Annotated in this window: 15 protein-coding genes and 2 pseudogenes; 10 read left to right on the top strand and 7 right to left on the bottom strand. The window is 70.7% G+C overall.

Going from position 1 to position 15080, the window contains the following annotated elements; all coding sequences use genetic code 11:
• Positions 1-59: 59 nt before the first annotated feature.
• Positions 60-518, top strand: a pseudogene (locus AB0937_RS11730) (sigma-70 family RNA polymerase sigma factor); the annotation flags it as partial.
• Here the strand turns inward: AB0937_RS11730 and AB0937_RS11725 are convergent.
• Complete coding sequence (locus AB0937_RS11725; protein WP_366711178.1) at positions 433-1155, bottom strand: glycerophosphodiester phosphodiesterase; 723 nt, start codon at positions 1153-1155, stop codon at positions 433-435. The pseudogene AB0937_RS11730 and the gene AB0937_RS11725 overlap by 86 nt on opposite strands.
• A complete protein-coding gene (locus tag AB0937_RS11720) occupies positions 1155-2216 on the bottom strand; it encodes an adenosine deaminase (protein ID WP_366711177.1) in 1062 nt (353 codons plus the stop codon). The genes AB0937_RS11725 and AB0937_RS11720 overlap by 1 nt, the downstream gene beginning before the upstream one ends.
• A 214-nt stretch (positions 2217-2430) precedes the next feature.
• Here AB0937_RS11720 and AB0937_RS11715 point away from each other — a divergent pair, with 214 nt between their 5' ends.
• Both AB0937_RS11715 and AB0937_RS11710 read left to right on the top strand, forming a co-directional pair.
• Positions 2431-3081 (top strand): DUF4190 domain-containing protein, encoded by a 651-nt coding sequence (locus AB0937_RS11715; protein ID WP_366711175.1) that lies wholly within the window; start codon positions 2431-2433, stop codon positions 3079-3081.
• Positions 3082-3150: 69 nt separating this feature from the next.
• The gene (locus AB0937_RS11710) at positions 3151-3615 is read left to right on the top strand and encodes a DUF4190 domain-containing protein (RefSeq protein WP_344368832.1); all 465 of its coding nucleotides are present in this window, start codon (positions 3151-3153) and stop codon (positions 3613-3615) included.
• A 45-nt stretch (positions 3616-3660) separates the two neighbouring features.
• On the opposite strand, the gene AB0937_RS11705 is transcribed toward AB0937_RS11710, so the two are convergent.
• A complete protein-coding gene (locus tag AB0937_RS11705; RefSeq protein WP_366711173.1) occupies positions 3661-4236 on the bottom strand; it encodes an NADAR family protein in 576 nt (191 codons plus the stop codon).
• Positions 4237-4435: 199 nt separating this feature from the next.
• Here AB0937_RS11705 and AB0937_RS11700 point away from each other — a divergent pair, with 199 nt between their 5' ends.
• From AB0937_RS11700 to AB0937_RS11670, 7 genes are all read left to right on the top strand, one after another.
• Positions 4436-5971, top strand: a complete 1536-nt coding sequence (locus tag AB0937_RS11700; protein WP_366711171.1) for a gamma-aminobutyraldehyde dehydrogenase — start codon at positions 4436-4438, stop codon at positions 5969-5971.
• A 56-nt stretch (positions 5972-6027) separates the two neighbouring features.
• On the top strand, positions 6028-7275 hold the full coding sequence (locus AB0937_RS11695; RefSeq protein ID WP_366711170.1) for a spermidine/putrescine ABC transporter substrate-binding protein: 1248 nt from the start codon (positions 6028-6030) through the stop codon (positions 7273-7275).
• Between the two features lie 5 nt (positions 7276-7280).
• The gene (locus tag AB0937_RS11690) at positions 7281-8426 is read left to right on the top strand and encodes an ABC transporter ATP-binding protein (protein WP_366711440.1); all 1146 of its coding nucleotides are present in this window, start codon (positions 7281-7283) and stop codon (positions 8424-8426) included.
• Positions 8426-9355, top strand: a complete 930-nt coding sequence (locus AB0937_RS11685; protein WP_350707735.1) for an ABC transporter permease — start codon at positions 8426-8428, stop codon at positions 9353-9355. The genes AB0937_RS11690 and AB0937_RS11685 overlap by 1 nt, the downstream gene beginning before the upstream one ends.
• A complete protein-coding gene (locus AB0937_RS11680) occupies positions 9356-10156 on the top strand; it encodes an ABC transporter permease (RefSeq protein WP_031105730.1) in 801 nt (266 codons plus the stop codon).
• Positions 10157-10176: 20 nt separating this feature from the next.
• Complete coding sequence (locus AB0937_RS11675; RefSeq protein WP_366711169.1) at positions 10177-11595, top strand: FAD-dependent oxidoreductase; 1419 nt, start codon at positions 10177-10179, stop codon at positions 11593-11595.
• Between the two features lie 141 nt (positions 11596-11736).
• On the top strand, positions 11737-12207 hold the full coding sequence (locus AB0937_RS11670) for a hypothetical protein (protein WP_366711167.1): 471 nt from the start codon (positions 11737-11739) through the stop codon (positions 12205-12207).
• Here the strand turns inward: AB0937_RS11670 and AB0937_RS11665 are convergent.
• The 4 genes and pseudogenes from AB0937_RS11665 to gabT form a co-directional block, all read right to left on the bottom strand.
• Positions 12189-12860 (bottom strand): phosphatase PAP2 family protein, encoded by a 672-nt coding sequence (locus AB0937_RS11665; RefSeq protein ID WP_366711166.1) that lies wholly within the window; start codon positions 12858-12860, stop codon positions 12189-12191. The two genes, AB0937_RS11670 and AB0937_RS11665, sit on opposite strands and share 19 nt — an antisense overlap.
• Positions 12861-12912: 52 nt before the next feature.
• A complete protein-coding gene (locus AB0937_RS11660; protein WP_366711450.1) occupies positions 12913-13092 on the bottom strand; it encodes a hypothetical protein in 180 nt (59 codons plus the stop codon).
• Between the two features lie 108 nt (positions 13093-13200).
• Positions 13201-13419: pseudogene (locus AB0937_RS11655) on the bottom strand (phosphoesterase); the annotation flags it as partial.
• A gap of 163 nt (positions 13420-13582) precedes the next feature.
• Positions 13583-14917 carry a 4-aminobutyrate--2-oxoglutarate transaminase gene (gene gabT, locus AB0937_RS11650; protein WP_366711165.1) on the bottom strand — a complete coding sequence of 445 codons (1335 nt, stop codon included), beginning with the start codon at positions 14915-14917 and terminating at the stop codon, positions 13583-13585.
• Positions 14918-15080 lie beyond the last annotated feature (163 nt).

Below are 15080 nucleotides of genomic sequence, written 5' to 3'. Positions count from 1 at the left end.
ACATCGGTGACACCAGGCGTGAAGAGGTCACCGTGGACAGTCAGCACTGGCGTGCCGTCGGCGCGCTGGTCATGCCGTCCCGGACCGGCCTTGAGGGCAAGCTGTTCCACGTGGCGTCCGGCGGCTCACGGCGGATGGACGACCCGCTGCCCGGCGCGCCCCACGGCTACGCCACCGGCACGGGCGGCCCCGCCATCGGCTTCGCCGTCCTTGCGCCCGGCGCCCAGCAGAGGTGGCAGAACGAGTACTTCCACCTCGACGGCCGAGTCGCCCTCACCCAGAACGAACGCGGCTGCGACTACGGCCTCATCGTCTTCCCGACGATCCGGGACGCCGTGGTCGAGGACATCGACCAGGGCCCGCCCCAAGGGGCCATCCGCTACGGGCTGGTCCGCGACACCGGCACGGACGGCGCGCCGGTGCCGCAGTACCTCACGCGCGCGACCCCCGCCGATCCGGCGACGGTGCCGCAGCGCTCGCGCGTGCGGCGCACAGCACGTCGACGCGGTTCGTCGTGATCGAGTCCACGCCCGCCTCCAGCAGCCGCCGCATGGAGCGGCGGGTGTCGGGAGTCCAGACCGAGAGCAGGTAGCCGTCGCGGTGCACGCGGTCGGCGAGGGGCCGGTCCACCAGGGAGAAGCGGTAGTTGAGCCAGCGCGGGCGGATCGCCTCCAGCAGCACCGGCCGGGGCGGGGCCAGCGTCGTCCATGTGAGGGCGATCTCGGCGCCGGGGTCGGCCGCGCGCACGGCGAGCATGGCGTCGGCGCCTGCGCAGTAGTAGACGCGTTCCGCCGCACCGGCCTCCGCCACCACGTCCATGATCCGGCGCACCGCCCGCACGCCGGGCGATCCGGGCAGGTCCACCATCACCCGGTGGCCCGCGGTCGCGCCCAGTGCCTCGGCCAGGGTCGGCACCCCGCCGCCGGTCAGCCCGCGCACCTCCTCGCAGGACAGGGCCGACACCGGCCGTTCGTGCTCCCACAGCCGCTTCAGCGTCCCGTCGTGCAGCAGCACCGGCACGCCGTCCCGGGTGAGCCGTACGTCGATCTCCACCGCGTCCGCGCCCCGGCGCAGGGCCGAACGCAGCGAGGCGACGGTGTTCTCGCGGACGCGGTAGGGGTCGCCCCGGTGGGCGACGGCGACAGGGGAGGGCATCAACGGGCGAGCCACTGCGCGGTGTACGCGTCGATCTCGCCGGCGATGCGGGCCTTGCCCGCCGCGTCGAGGAAGGACGCCTCGACGGCGTTCTTCGCCAGCTCGGCCAGGCCCCGCTCGTCGAGGTCCAGGAGCCGGGCGGCGACCGCGTACTCGTTGGCGAGGTCGGTGCCGAACATCGGCGGGTCGTCGGAGTTGACGGTCACCAGGACCCCGGCCTGCACGAACTCCTTGATCGGGTGCTCGTCGAGGGTGCGGACCGCGCGCGTGGCGATGTTCGAGGTCGGGCACACCTCCAGCGGGATCCGGTGCTCGGCGAGGTGCGCGAGCAGCTTCGGGTCCTGCGCGGAGCTGGTGCCGTGCCCGATGCGCTCGGCCCGCAGGTGGGTCAGCGAGTCCCACACCGTCTGCGGGCCGGTCGTCTCGCCGGCGTGCGGCACGGAGCGCAGCCCGGCGGCGATCGCCCGGTCGAAATACGGCTTGAACTGCGGCCGCTCGACGCCTACCTCGGGTCCGCCGAGACCGAAGGAGACCAGCCCCTCCGGGCGCAGCCGGTCGTCGGTGGCGAGCCGGGCCGTCTCCTCGGCGGCCTCGAGGCCCGCCTCGCCGGGGATGTCGAAGCACCAGCGCAGCACGGTCCCGAACTCGGCCTCGGCGGCCTTGCGGGCGTCCTCGATCGCGTCCATGAAGGCGCGTTCGTCTATGCCGCGCCGGGTGGACGAGAACGGGGTGATGGTCAGCTCGGCGTACCGCACCCGCTGGCGCGCCAGCTCCCGCGCCACCTCGTAGGTCAGCAGCCGGACGTCCTCGGGGGTGCGGATCAGGTCCACGACCGACAGGTACACGTCGATGAAGTGTGCGAAGTCGGTGAACGTGAAGTAGTCGGCCAGGGCCTCGGGATCGGTCGGCACCTTCGAGTCCGGGTGCCGTGCGGCCAGTTCGGAGACGATCCGGGGGGAGGCGGAGCCCACGTGGTGCACGTGCAGTTCCGCCTTGGGCAGTTCCGCGATGAACGCCGTGAGATCGCGCGGGGCGCGGGGGTCGACGAGGTGCTGGGTCAAGGTTCCTCCCCGGAACGGCGCTCCGGCCGGCACGGGGCAGGCGGGCGCGGGTGATCGGCTGATCGATGACTCGGTTTCATCGTATGCGGTGGTGGCGAAGCCCCTTCCGGGGGCGCGGGGAACCGCCCGGCCGGGCTTCGGCGCACCCGCACGGTGGCACGCACCGACCGGCCCCGTAGCATGACGGCACGATCGACCCAGGGGGGACCGCAGGATGACGGACGCGACGCAGCCCGACGGAGGCAGCCACGACCCGTGGGCGCCTCCGGAGAGCAAACCCTCGCTCGACAAGGACCCGGCACCGCAGCCGCCGTCCGTCCACGACCAGGCCACGGTCACCTCCATGCCGGGTTTCACGCCGCCGACGGGCACGCCGCAGTACGACCCGTCCGGCACCGGCACCGGCACCGGCGCCGTCCCGCCCCCGCCCGTGGCCCCCACCGGCCCGGGATCAACCGGCGGCTACGGCTACCCCGGCTACCCGCAGGCCGGATACACCCAGGCCGGCTTCGGCTGGCCCGGTATGCCCGCGGCCCCGCAGAACGGCATGGGCGTCGCCGCGATGGTGCTCGGCATCATCTCCTGCACCCTCTTCTGCCTCTACGGCGTGGTCTCGCTGGTCACCGGCATCCTCGCCGTGATCTTCGGCATCAAGGGCCGCAAGCGGGCCGAGGCCGGAGTGGCCACCAACCACGGGCAGGCCCAGGCCGGTCTGATCATGGGCATCATCGGGATCATCCTCGGCATCGTGGTGATCGTCCTGATCGCCGTCGGCATCACGGCCGCGATCAACAGCGACAGCTCCGACGACGACCCGTACTACGGCACCCTCTCTCCGGTGGCCACCGCCCCGTCCCACCGCTGAAACACAGGCTCTACCGGGCCTACTTGGCCACTACGATGCCTTGGTCTGACAACGGAGGGGAGAACGTCCATGTCCCACAGCAACCCGCCTCCCGGTGGCTTCGGCCCGCCGGCGCAGCCCCCGGGCACCCCCGGCTACGGCTATCCGCAGCAGCCCCCCGCGGCCCCCGGCTACGGCTACCCACAGGGCGGCCCCGGCTACCCGGCCGCGCCGCCCGTGGGCTACCCGCAGGCGCCCGGCTACGGGATGCCCGCACAGCCGAGCAACGGCATGGGCACCACGGGACTGGTGCTGGGCATCATCGGCGTGGTGTGCAGCGTGACGTTCATCATGTGGTTCTTCGGCGTGATCCTGGGCATTCTCGCGATCATCTTCGGCGCCATCGGCCGCGGCAGGGCCACCCGCGGTGAGGCCACCAACAAGGGCGCGGCGACCGCGGGACTGGTCTGCGGCATCATCGCCACCGTGATCCTCCCCCTGCTGGGTTTCCTGCTGTTCGCCAGCATCATGGGCGGACTCGGCGCGGCCTCCTGAACGAAGCGGCGCGACGGGGCCGGTCCTGAGGGAGCGGCCCCGTCGTCATGCTCCCGCCGTACGCAGCCGCTCCCGCGCCTCCATCAGCGCGAACCCCAGCAGATTCGGCCCTCGCCACCGCTGCGGATCGCCCGCCGCCTCGTCGTCCGCGGCCAGCCCGATGCCCCACACCCGGTCCACGGGGCTCGCCTCCACCAGCACCCGGTCGCCTGTGCCCTGCAGATACGCCTGGAGCTCGGGGTGCGCGGCGAACTTGTGGACACTGCCCTCCACGACGATCCGGAACCGCTCCCGCGCCCACACCGCCTCGTCGAACCCGCGCACCAGCCGCCCGGCCTTCTTCGCCTCGGCGGGATGCTCCGCGGCCAGCACGGCCCGCTCCGCCGCCGCGTCCTCGAAGAGCCGCGCCTTGCCCGCCATCATCCAGTGCTCGGCCGTCGCGTAGGTGACGCCGTCGACCTTGAACGGCGCCGGCCACCACTGGCTCAGACAGCTCGCCCCGATCCGGCCGTCCGGCCGTGGCCGGTGCCCCCAGAAGTGCAGATACTTGACCCTGGCCCCCGCGCGGACCGCCCTGATCAGGGCCTCCCGCGAGCCGGCCGCCCCCGTGATCTTCTCCATGCACGCGAGTCTGGCACGCACCACTGACACAGCGTCCCGCCTTTTCGCGGTGAACTCGACACCTGGTCGACAGATTCCGTCGCGTAACCAAAAATCAACAACGGAATCACTTGTTGCAGTCCCATCCCTCTGTCAGGATCGGCACTCAAATCGAGCCTGAGCCACGCCGGCCCCGTCAGGGGACACGGAGGAGAGCGACATGCACATCCCGGGCACTGCCACCCCGGAACGATTTCCGGCCGAGGAGCGCTTCGCGGAGGGCGCGCAGTTCATCGCGGGCCGTCTGACCAGGGGCACCTCCGGCCGTACGCACGCGGTCGTCGACCCCGCGACGGGCGAGGCGGTCCTCACCTACGAGCTGGCGGGCCCGGCCGACGTCGACCGGGCCGTCGCCGCAGCCCGCGCGGCCTTCCCCGGCTGGGCGGGAGCCACCCCCGGCGAGCGGTCCGACGCCCTGCACCGGTTCGCCGCGGTCCTCGCCGACCGGGCCGAGGACTTCGCCCGCGCCGAGTCGCTCCAGTGCGGAAAGCCGCTGAAGCTGACCCGCGAGTTCGACGTCCCCGGGACCATCGACAACACCGCCTTCTTCGCCGGTGCCGCACGGCATCTGCAGGGCCAGTCGGCCGGTGAGTACTCCGGCGACCACACCTCCTACGTCCGGCGCGAACCCATCGGCGTCGTCGGCTCGATCGCGCCCTGGAACTACCCCCTCCAGATGGCCGCCTGGAAGATCCTCCCGGCGATCGCCGCGGGCAACACCATCGTCCTGAAGCCCGCCGAGCTCACCCCGCTGACCTCGCTGCTCTTCGCGCAGGCGGCCACGGACGCCGGGATCCCGGACGGTGTCATCAACATCGTCACGGGCACCGGCAAGGAGGCAGGAGAGCACCTCGTCGGCCACCCCGACGTGGCCATGACCTCCTTCACCGGCTCCACCGCCGTCGGCAAGCGCGTCGCCGAGGTCGCCACCGCCACCGTCAAGCGCCTCCACCTGGAGCTCGGCGGCAAGGCGCCCTTCGTGGTCTTCGACGACGCCGATCTGGAGGCCGCCGCCCACGGAGCGGTCGCGGGCTCCCTGATCAACACCGGGCAGGACTGCACCGCTGCCACGCGCGCGTACGTGCAGCGGCCGCTGTACGAGGCCTTCGTGGAGCGGACCGCGGCGCTCATGGAGAGCGTTAGGCTCGGCGACCCCTTCGCCGCCGGCACCGACCTCGGCCCGCTGATCTCGCACGTGCAGCGCGACCGGGTCGCCGGATTCGTGGACCGGGCGCGGGCCTACGCGCGCGTGGTCACCGGCGGCGAGGCACCCGAGGGGGAGTTCGCCAAGGGCGCCTACTACCGGCCCACCCTGATCGCCGACGCGGCCCAGGACAGCGAGGTCGTCCAGTCGGAGATCTTCGGCCCGGTCCTGGTCGTGCTGCTGTTCGACACCGACGACGAGGGTCTCGCGCTCGCCAACGACACCCCGTACGGTCTGGCCGCCTCGGCCTGGAGCCGGGACGTGTACCGGGCGAACCGGGCCACGCGCGAGATCAAGGCCGGCTGCGTCTGGATCAACGACCACATCCCGATCATCAGCGAGATGCCGCACGGCGGCTACAAGTCCTCCGGCTACGGCAAGGACATGTCCGCGTACTCCTTCGAGGAGTACACCCAGATCAAGCACGTCATGTTCGACAACACGGCGGTGGCGGCCAAGGACTGGCACCGCACCGTCTTCGGGGACCGATAGCCGTATGCAGGCCGCCTGACCAACGGCCGTCCACCCTCCGAAAGGGCACCACGCGCATGGAGCAGTACGAGCCCGACCGCCTGTCCGCGGCCCAAAGGGCCGCCATGAGGCGCAGTTTCAAGAACGGCAGGGCCTCCCTCACCCGGCGGTCCCTGCTGCGCGCCTCGGCGGGCGGGGCGCTCGCGGCCGGCGGACTCGGCACGCTGAGCGCCTGCGGCATCCCCGCCGCCGGACAGACGCAGGGCGGCGTCTCGGCGGAGGACCACTCGGCCAAGGAGAAGACGGTGACCTTCTCCAACTGGACCGAGTACATGGACGTCGACGACAGCGGGAAGCACCACCCGACCCTGGACCGGTTCGCCGAGCGGACCGGCGTCAAGGTCAAGTACACCGAGGACATCAACGACAACAACGAGTTCTTCGGCAAGATCAAGCCGCAGCTCGCCGCGGGCCAGGACACCGGCCGCGACCTGATCGTCCTCACCGACTGGCTGGCCGCCCGCCTCATCCGCCTCGGCTGGGTGCAAAAGCTCGACCCGAGCAACCTGCCGCACGCCTACGCCAACCTGTCGGCCCAGTTCCGCAGCCCCGACTGGGACCCGGGCCGCGCCTACTCGTACGTCTGGCAGGGCATCTCGACCGTCATCGCGTACAACAAGAAGGCCCTCGACGGCGTCGAGGTGAAGTCGGTGTCCGACCTGCTCGACAACCCCAAGCTCAAGGGCCGGGTGGGCTTCCTGTCGGAGATGCGCGACAGCATCGGCATGACGCTGCTCGACATGGGCAAGGACCCGGCCGACTTCACCGCCGACGACTACGACGCGGCCATAGCCCGACTGCAGAAGGCCGTCGACAAGGGCCAGATCCGCCGCTTCACCGGCAACGACTACACCTCGGACCTGACCAGCGGCGACTTCGCGGCCTGTGTCGCCTGGGCCGGGGACGTCGTCCAGCTCAAGGCGGACAGCCCCGACATCGACTTCCTCATCCCGGACAGCGGCTACGTGACGTCCACCGACAACCTGCTGATCCCCAACAAGGCCCGGCACAAGACAAACGCCGAACGGCTCATCGACTTCTACTACGAGCCGAAGGCCGCCGCCGAACTCGCCGCGTACATCAACTACGTGTGCCCGGTCGAGGGCGTGAAGGCCGAACTGGCCAAGATCGACGAGGACGCGGCGAACAACCCGCTGATCATTCCCGACAAGGCCATGGCCGCCAAGTCCCATGCCTTCCGCTCGCTGAGCTCGAAGGAAGAGACCGAGTTCGAAGCGAAGTTCGCGAAGCTGACGGGGGCGTGACCACCATGACGAACAAGACCGACCCCAGCGGCGACGTCCGCCTGACGGGCATAGCCAAGACCTACGGCGCCTTCACCGCCGTCCACCCGCTCGACCTGACCGTGCCGCAGGGCTCCTTCTTCGCCCTGCTCGGCGCCTCCGGCTGCGGCAAGACCACCACCCTGCGCATGATCGCCGGCCTGGAAGAACCCTCCGCCGGCACCGTGCACCTGGGTGACCAGGACGTGACCGCCCTCCCGCCGTACAAGCGGCCCGTGAACACGGTCTTCCAGTCCTACGCCCTCTTCCCGCACCTCGACATCTTCGAGAACGTCGCCTTCGGCCTGCGCCGGCGCGGCCTGAAGTCGGTGAAGAAGCAGGTCGAGGAGATGCTGGAGCTCGTGCAGCTCGGCGAGCAGGCCCGCAAGAAGCCGCACCAGCTCTCCGGCGGCCAGCAGCAGCGCGTCGCCGTCGCCCGCGCCCTGATCAACCACCCCAAGGTGCTCCTGCTCGACGAGCCGCTCGGCGCCCTCGACCTCAAGCTGCGCCGCCAGATGCAGCTGGAGCTCAAGCGCATCCAGACCGAGGTCGGCATCACCTTCATCCACGTCACCCACGACCAGGAGGAGGCCATGACCATGGCCGACACGGTCGCCGTGATGAACGCGGGCCGCGTCGAGCAACTGGGCGCACCCACCGAGCTCTACGAGAACCCGCGCACCACGTTCGTCGCGAACTTCCTCGGCACCTCCAACTTCATCGAGGCCGAGGTCGACTCCAAGAGCGGCGAGGAGATCGTGCTGAAGGCGGGCGGCGGCAAGCTCGTCCTGCCCGGGGCGCGATGTTCCGCCCCCGCGACCACCGGCGGCAAGGTGCTGGTCGGTGTGCGCCCGGAGAAGATCTCCCTCACCCACGCGGACGACGCCGGTGAGATAGCCGAGGGCCGCAACCGCATCACCGGCCGGATCGCCGACTCCAGCTTCATCGGCGTCTCCACGCAGTACGTCGTGGACAGCCCGGTCTGCTCCGACTTCGAGGTCTACGCCCAGAACATCGACCGTGACCCCCGCCTGGTCCCCGGCGCCGAGGTCGTCCTGCACTGGAACCCGGCCCACACCTTCGGCCTGGACGCCGCCCAGGACGCCGACGCCGGAGTGGAAGAGGCGGCCTGATGTCGACACTCACCGAGGCACCACCGCCTCTCGCGCCGCAAGCGCCCGAGTCCAAGCCTCCGAAGCGCCGGGGCCGCTTCACGCCGTACTGGCTGCTGCTGCCCGGCATCCTGTGGCTGGTCGTCTTCTTCGCGCTGCCGATGATCTACCAGGCCTCCACGTCCGTGCAGACGGGCTCCCTGGAGCAGGGCTACAAGGTCACCTGGCACTTCGCCACCTACTGGGACGCGCTGTCCGCGTACTGGCCGCAGTTCGTCCGCTCGGTGCTCTACGCGGGCACGGCGACGATCCTGTGCCTGCTGCTCGGCTACCCGCTGGCCTATCTGATCGCCTTCCGGGCGGGCCGCTGGAAGAACCTGATCATGATCCTGGTGATCGCGCCGTTCTTCACCAGCTTCCTGATCCGCACCCTCGCCTGGAAGACGATCCTCGCGGACGGCGGACCGGTCGTCGGCGCGCTCAACACGCTGCACGTCCTGGACGTCACCAACTGGCTCGGCATGACCGCCGGCGACCGCGTCCTGGCCACCCCGCTCGCGGTGGTGTGCGGTCTGACGTACAACTTCCTGCCGTTCATGATCCTGCCGCTCTACACCTCGCTGGAGCGCATCGACGGACGTCTCCACGAGGCCGCGGGAGACCTGTACGCCCGGCCCTGGACGACGTTCCGCAAGGTCACCTTCCCGCTGTCGATGCCGGGTGTCGTCTCGGGGACCTTGCTGACCTTCATCCCGGCCGCCGGTGACTACGTGAACGCCGATCTGCTCGGCTCCACCGACACCCGCATGGTCGGAAACGTCATCCAGACACAGTTCCTGAGAGTCCTCGACTATCCGACGGCGGCGGCACTCTCCTTCATCCTCATGGCGGCCATCCTCCTCATGGTCACCCTCTACATCCGCAGGTCGGGGACGGAGGATCTGGTCTAAATGCCTTTCGTCAACTGGCTCAAGAGAAATCTCGTCGTCCTCGCGGGACTGCTGACCCTCGGCTATCTGCTCCTGCCGAACGTCGTCGTGACGGTGTTCTCCTTCAACAAACCGAAGGGGCGCTTCAACTACGAGTGGCAGCAGTTCTCCCTGGACGCGTGGAAGGACCCGTGCGGGGTCTCCGGGCTGTGCGGGTCGCTGTCCCTGAGTCTCCAGATCGCGGTCTGGGCGACCCTCGGCGCCACCCTCCTCGGCACCCTGATCGCCTTCGCCCTGGTCCGCTACCGGTTCCGCGCCCGCGGCGCCGTGAACTCGCTGATCTTCCTGCCGATGGCGATGCCCGAGGTCGTCATGGCCGCCTCGCTGCTCACCCTGTTCCTCAACATGGGCGCCCAGCTGGGCTTCTGGACGATCCTCATCGCGCACATCATGTTCTGCCTGAGTTTCGTGGTCACGGCCGTCAAGGCGCGTGTGATGTCGATGGACCCGAAATTGGAGGAGGCGGCCCGGGACCTGTACGCGGGCCCGTTCCAGACCTTCGTCCGGGTGACCCTGCCCATCGCCGCACCGGGAATCGCGGCGGGTGCGCTTCTCGCCTTCGCGCTGTCCTTCGACGATTTCATCATCACCAATTTCAACGCCGGCTCGACCGTCACCTTCCCCATGTTCGTCTGGGGTTCGGCGCAGCGCGGAACGCCCGTTCAGATCAATGTCATCGGCACGACCATGTTCGTTGTCGCCGTACTGTTCGTGCTGGTTTCCATGGTTGCCGGAAACCGCCGCAACAGGCAGAAGGCATAACCCCGTAGGGAGTTGAAATCATGGCCCCGAGCGCCATGAATCAGTGGACCCGTTCGCTTTCCGACGTCCAGCCGGTGCCGTACTGGCTGGACGACCCCGGCCGGCCCCGTCCCGAACCCGCCCTCACCACCTCCGAGACCTGCGACCTGCTGGTCGTCGGAGGCGGCTACAGCGGCCTGTGGACGGCGCTGATCGCCAAGGAGCGCGACCCGCAGCGGGACGTGGTGCTGGTGGAGGGCCGCGAGGTGGGCTGGGCCGCCTCCGGCCGCAACGGCGGATTCTGCGCCGCCTCCCTCACCCACGGCCTGCCCAACGGCCTCACCCGCTGGCCCGACGAGATCCACACGCTCCAGCGGATGGGCGAGAGCAACCTGGACGAGATCGAGGCGGCGGTCGCCCGGCACTCCATCGACTGCGACTTCGAGCGCACCGGCGAGATCGACGTCGCCACCGAGCCCTACCAGGCGCGCGAACTGCGCGAGTGGCACGAGGAGACGTCCCGCCGGGGCCTGGCCGACGGCGTCGAGTTCCTGGACGGCGACGCCGTACGGGAGCAGGTGAACTCACCCACCTTCCGGGCGGGCCTGTGGGACCGCAGGGGCGTCGCCATGCTGCACCCGGCGAAGCTCGCCTGGGGCCTGAAGCGGGCGTGCGTGGAACTGGGCGTGCGCGTCTACGAGAACACCCCCGCCCTGACCCTGAAGCCGTACGGGCCCGGCATGGCCGTGACCACCCCCTACGGCCGGATCCGCGCCCGCCGGGTCGCCCTCGGCACCAACATCTTCCCGAATCTGGTCCGACGCGTCCGCTCGTACACCGTCCCGGTCTACGACTACGCCCTGATGACCGAGCCGCTCACTGCGGAGCAGCTCGGCTCGATCGGCTGGAAGAACCGCCAGGGCCTCGGCGACAGCGCCAACCAGTTCCACTACTTCCGGCTGTCCGCCGACAACCGGATCCTGTGGGGCGGCTACGACGCGATCTACCCCTACGGCGGCCGCGTCCGCGCCGAGTACGACGACCGCCCCGAGACCTACGCCAAGCTCGCCGGGCACTTCTTCACCTGCTTCCCGCAACTGGAGGGCGTCCGCTTCAGCCACGCGTGGGGCGGCGCGATCGACACCTGCTCCCGCTTCTCGGCGTTCTTCGGCACCGCCCACCAGGGCAAGGTGGCCTACGCGGCCGGGTACACCGGACTCGGGGTCGGCGCCACCCGCTTCGGTGCCGACGTGATGCTGGACCTGCTGTCCGGCGAGCGCACGGAACGCACGGAACTGGAAATGGTCCGCAAGAAGCCCCTGCCCTTCCCGCCGGAGCCCTTCGCCTGGACGGGCATCGCCCTCACCAAGTGGTCCCTGGCCCGCGCGGACGCCCAGGGCGGCCGTCGCAACCTGTGGCTGCGCACGATGGACCGGTTGGGGCTGGGATTCGACAGCTGACCGGCCGGGCGTGATCCGGTTCACTCCAACGAGGTGCCGGAACCCGCGTAATGGCCGGGGGACACCCCCTTCTCCCTCGTGATGCCCTCACGGACGCCCCGCGCGTTCGCGAGGTCCGCGAGAGAGAAGGGGGTCTTTCCGATGACCGGTGCGAAGACGGCGGTCGAGTGGCTCGCATCCGTCGCACCCGATCCCGAGGCGTGCCGCTGGGAGTGGGAGCGCAGTCCGCTCGGCGTCGCGCTGCTGCCGGCCGGCCGTGCCTGGGACGTGCTCATCCTGCCCGGCGAACTCGGGTACGCCACGCTCGACGTGCTCACCCGTGTCCTCGACCGGCCGGGCCCCGTACTCGTCGACTTCGGCGACGCCCGCATGGGGTTCTTCGTGGCGCCGGGCACCGCGGCCCGCTGGCTCGGCACGGGCATCCGCACGGCGGGCGCCGGGACCTGGATCGTCGTGCCGTACCCGGGCCGTTCCTCACCCGGCGGCGTCCGCTGGCTCGTACCGCCGGACGGCTCGGGAACGCTGACGGACCCGGCGCTGCTGGAACTGGCGATGCACGAGGCGGCGGCGGGGCTGGCGACGGGGAACGGTGGTCAGGACCCTGGCCGTTGAGCCCGGCCGGTCCTCGTCACCGTCCGGACGAACAGCCACAGCGACGTGAGCAGCACCGCGCACAGACACCAGCTGCCCGCCACGTCCAGGGGCCAGTGGTAGCCGCGGCGGACCAGGCCGTAGCTCGCGCCGAGGACCAGCGCGGCGCAGAGGGTGAGCAGGGCGCCGCGGGCCAGGGAGGTGCGGAGCCAGGGGAGCAGGAGCAGGGTCGCGGAGCCGTAGGCGATGGTGGCGGTGGCGGTGTGGCCCGAGGGGTAGTAGCCGGTGCCGGGCGGTTCGGCCGGGGTGCCCGGGCGGGCCATGAGCGCCTTCAGGGGGACGACCAGTGCCGGGACCAGGGCCATGAGCAGGACGACGGCGGCGACGGGCAGCCACCAGCGGTCCGTGCCGGCGCGCCGGCGGCGGACGGCGACGTACCCGAGCGCGACGGCGAGGACCGGGACCGCGACCTGGACGTTGCCCAGATCGGCGAGGAGCTCGGAGCAGCGGTCCGGATTCACCAGGACGCGGCTGAGGCGTTGGTCGAGCCGGACCAGCGGTCCGTCGGTGACGACCTGCCAGGTGATCAGGGCGAACAGGAGAGCCGGAACGGCGAGCAGGAGAGCGACGGAGCCCGGGGGAACGGCGCGGCCCCGGTTCGCGGAGATCGGCATGGGGCACAGCTTGGCACGAGCACGAACACCCCCTCGCGGCCCCTCAGGAGGATCACGTGAGCCAGCCGTCCGACGACGACAGCCTCTTCGGCCACTGCCCCTGGCTCTTCGCCGGGCAGCCTCCGACGGGCAGCGCGCGGCGCGGCAGCAGCGGCAGGAGCGGCTGCTCGCGGGGCCCGGAGAGGTGCGCCTGGGCGAGGGCTGTTTCGTGGCGGAGACGTCGGCCGTGCACCCGGACGCCCTGCACCTGGGCGACCGCGGGGGATCCAGCGCCCGAGTCCGCGCCCCGCACGCAGGAGTGACCGCGACTCGCGGTGCCGCACAGGGGGGAAGGGGGGGAAGACGGCCGCCCCGGAACAGGGGGGGGAGTTCCGGGGCGGCCGTCAGGACCGGAACGTCGCGCGCCCCGGGGGGTTTGGGGCGGGCGACCGTCCGATCGGTGAGGAGATCCAGAGCGTCAGGCTCCGGTTGTGTGCGCGAGGGCACGACCAGGTCGAAGCTGGGGAGGCCCCGGCCTGATGTCACCCACAGTCCCCTGCGGGCGGGGTGTATCTCTCATCCGGGTAGAACCTACGGCAGGGGCGGGGTGCTGGACAGACTGAAGGGCCCCCTGCCATGCACCTCGCACACCTTCTTCACACGCTCTGCCGCCGACCGCCCCGGTAGTGGAACCGGGGCGGCGCACCTGTCCGGACGGCGGCCCGGATGCGCGTGCCGGGGGCTCAGACGCGGGAGAACGCCTGCTCGATGATGTCGAGGCCCTCGTTGAGCAGGTCCTCGCCGATCACCAGCGGGGGCAGGAAGCGGAGCACGTTGCCGTAGGTGCCACAGGTCAGGACCAGCAGGCCCTCGGCGTGGCACGCCTTGGCGAGCGCGGCGGTCGCCTCCGGGTTCGGCTCCTTGGTGACGCGGTCCTTGACCAGCTCGATGGCGATCATGGCGCCCCGGCCGCGGATGTCGCCGATGATCTCGAACTTCTCGGCCATGGCACCGAGGCGGGCCTTCATGACCGCCTCGATGTTCTTCGCCTTGGCGTTGAGGTCCAGCTCCTTCATCGTCTCGATCGAACCGAGCGCACCGGCGCAGGCGACCGGGTTGCCGCCGTAGGTGCCGCCCAGGCCGCCGGCGTGCGCGGCGTCCATGATCTCGGCGCGCCCGGTGACGGCCGCGAGCGGCAGACCGCCCGCGATGCCCTTCGCCGTGGTGATGAGGTCCGGGACGATGCCCTCGTCCTCACAGGCGAACCACTGGCCCGTGCGGCAGAAGCCGGACTGGATCTCGTCGGCGACGAAGACGATGCCGTTGTCCGCGGCGAACTTGCTGATCGCCGGCAGGAAGCCCTTGGCCGGCTCGATGAAGCCGCCCTCGCCGAGCACCGGCTCGATGATGATCGCGGCGACGTTCTCCGCGCCGACCTGCTTGCTGATCTGGTCGATGGCCTGCGCGGCGGCCTCCGGGCCGGCGTTCTCGGGCCCGGTCGGCCAGCGGTAGCCGTACGCCACCGGCACCCGGTACACCTCGGGCGCGAACGGGCCGAAGCCGTGCTTGTACGGCATGTTCTTCGCCGTCAGCGCCATCGTCAGGTTGGTGCGGCCGTGGTAGCCGTGATCGAACACCACGACGGCCTGGCGCTTGGTGTACGCACGCGCGATCTTGACCGCGTTCTCGACGGCCTCGGCGCCGGAGTTGAACAGGGCGCTCTTCTTGGCGTGGTCACCCGGGGTCAGCTCGGCGAGGGCCTCGGCGACCTCGACGTACCCCTCGTAGGGCGTGACCATGAAACAGGTGTGGGTGAAGTCGGCGAGCTGCGCCGACGCCCGCCGTACGACGGCCTCGGCGGAGGCGCCCACGGACGTCACGGCGATGCCCGACCCGAAGTCGATCAGCCGGTTGCCGTCGACGTCCTCGATGATCCCGCCACCGGCACGCGCCGTGAACACGGGCAGCACGGACCCCACGCCCTGCGCGACCGCGGCGGTACGGCGGGCCTGCAGCTCCTGCGACTTCGGGCCGGGAATGGCGGTGACGACGCGGCGCTCCTGCGGAAGTGCGGTCATGCGGGGCTCCTGGGGTGGTGCGGATGGTCTTTGCGGACGCTCGGTTTCTTTTCTCGCAGGCTAGGGCGGGGGAGGAGGGGTGGGCATGCTCCATGTGGGCGTTGTCGGCGGAACGCCTTGTCCGGGGTGGACATGGCAGTCTCGTGGACCGGTGCCCACGCCC

It is taken from the genome of Streptomyces sp. NPDC047880 (genome assembly GCF_040706515.1).
Taxonomy (GTDB): domain Bacteria; phylum Actinomycetota; class Actinomycetes; order Streptomycetales; family Streptomycetaceae; genus Streptomyces.
This window is presented reverse-complemented; position numbering and strand designations above follow the sequence as displayed.

What these genes read in the sequence shown, in the direction of transcription:
- AB0937_RS11685 (WP_350707735.1), top strand. Translation starts at nt 8,426, where the DNA reads ATGTCGACACTCACCGAGGCACCACCGCCTCTCGCGCCGCAAGCGCCC.
- AB0937_RS11690 (WP_366711440.1), top strand. Translation starts at nt 7,281, where the DNA reads ATGACGAACAAGACCGACCCCAGCGGCGACGTCCGCCTGACGGGCATA.
- AB0937_RS11670 (WP_366711167.1), top strand. Translation starts at nt 11,737, where the DNA reads ATGACCGGTGCGAAGACGGCGGTCGAGTGGCTCGCATCCGTCGCACCC.
- AB0937_RS11700 (WP_366711171.1), top strand. Translation starts at nt 4,436, where the DNA reads ATGCACATCCCGGGCACTGCCACCCCGGAACGATTTCCGGCCGAGGAG.
- AB0937_RS11715 (WP_366711175.1), top strand. Translation starts at nt 2,431, where the DNA reads ATGACGGACGCGACGCAGCCCGACGGAGGCAGCCACGACCCGTGGGCG.
- AB0937_RS11675 (WP_366711169.1), top strand. Translation starts at nt 10,177, where the DNA reads ATGGCCCCGAGCGCCATGAATCAGTGGACCCGTTCGCTTTCCGACGTC.
- gabT (WP_366711165.1), bottom strand. Translation starts at nt 14,917, where the DNA reads ATGACCGCACTTCCGCAGGAGCGCCGCGTCGTCACCGCCATTCCCGGC.
- AB0937_RS11695 (WP_366711170.1), top strand. Translation starts at nt 6,028, where the DNA reads ATGGAGCAGTACGAGCCCGACCGCCTGTCCGCGGCCCAAAGGGCCGCC.
- AB0937_RS11725 (WP_366711178.1), bottom strand. Translation starts at nt 1,155, where the DNA reads ATGCCCTCCCCTGTCGCCGTCGCCCACCGGGGCGACCCCTACCGCGTC.
- AB0937_RS11665 (WP_366711166.1), bottom strand. Translation starts at nt 12,860, where the DNA reads ATGCCGATCTCCGCGAACCGGGGCCGCGCCGTTCCCCCGGGCTCCGTC.
- AB0937_RS11680 (WP_031105730.1), top strand. Translation starts at nt 9,356, where the DNA reads ATGCCTTTCGTCAACTGGCTCAAGAGAAATCTCGTCGTCCTCGCGGGA.
- AB0937_RS11705 (WP_366711173.1), bottom strand. Translation starts at nt 4,236, where the DNA reads ATGGAGAAGATCACGGGGGCGGCCGGCTCGCGGGAGGCCCTGATCAGG.
- AB0937_RS11710 (WP_344368832.1), top strand. Translation starts at nt 3,151, where the DNA reads ATGTCCCACAGCAACCCGCCTCCCGGTGGCTTCGGCCCGCCGGCGCAG.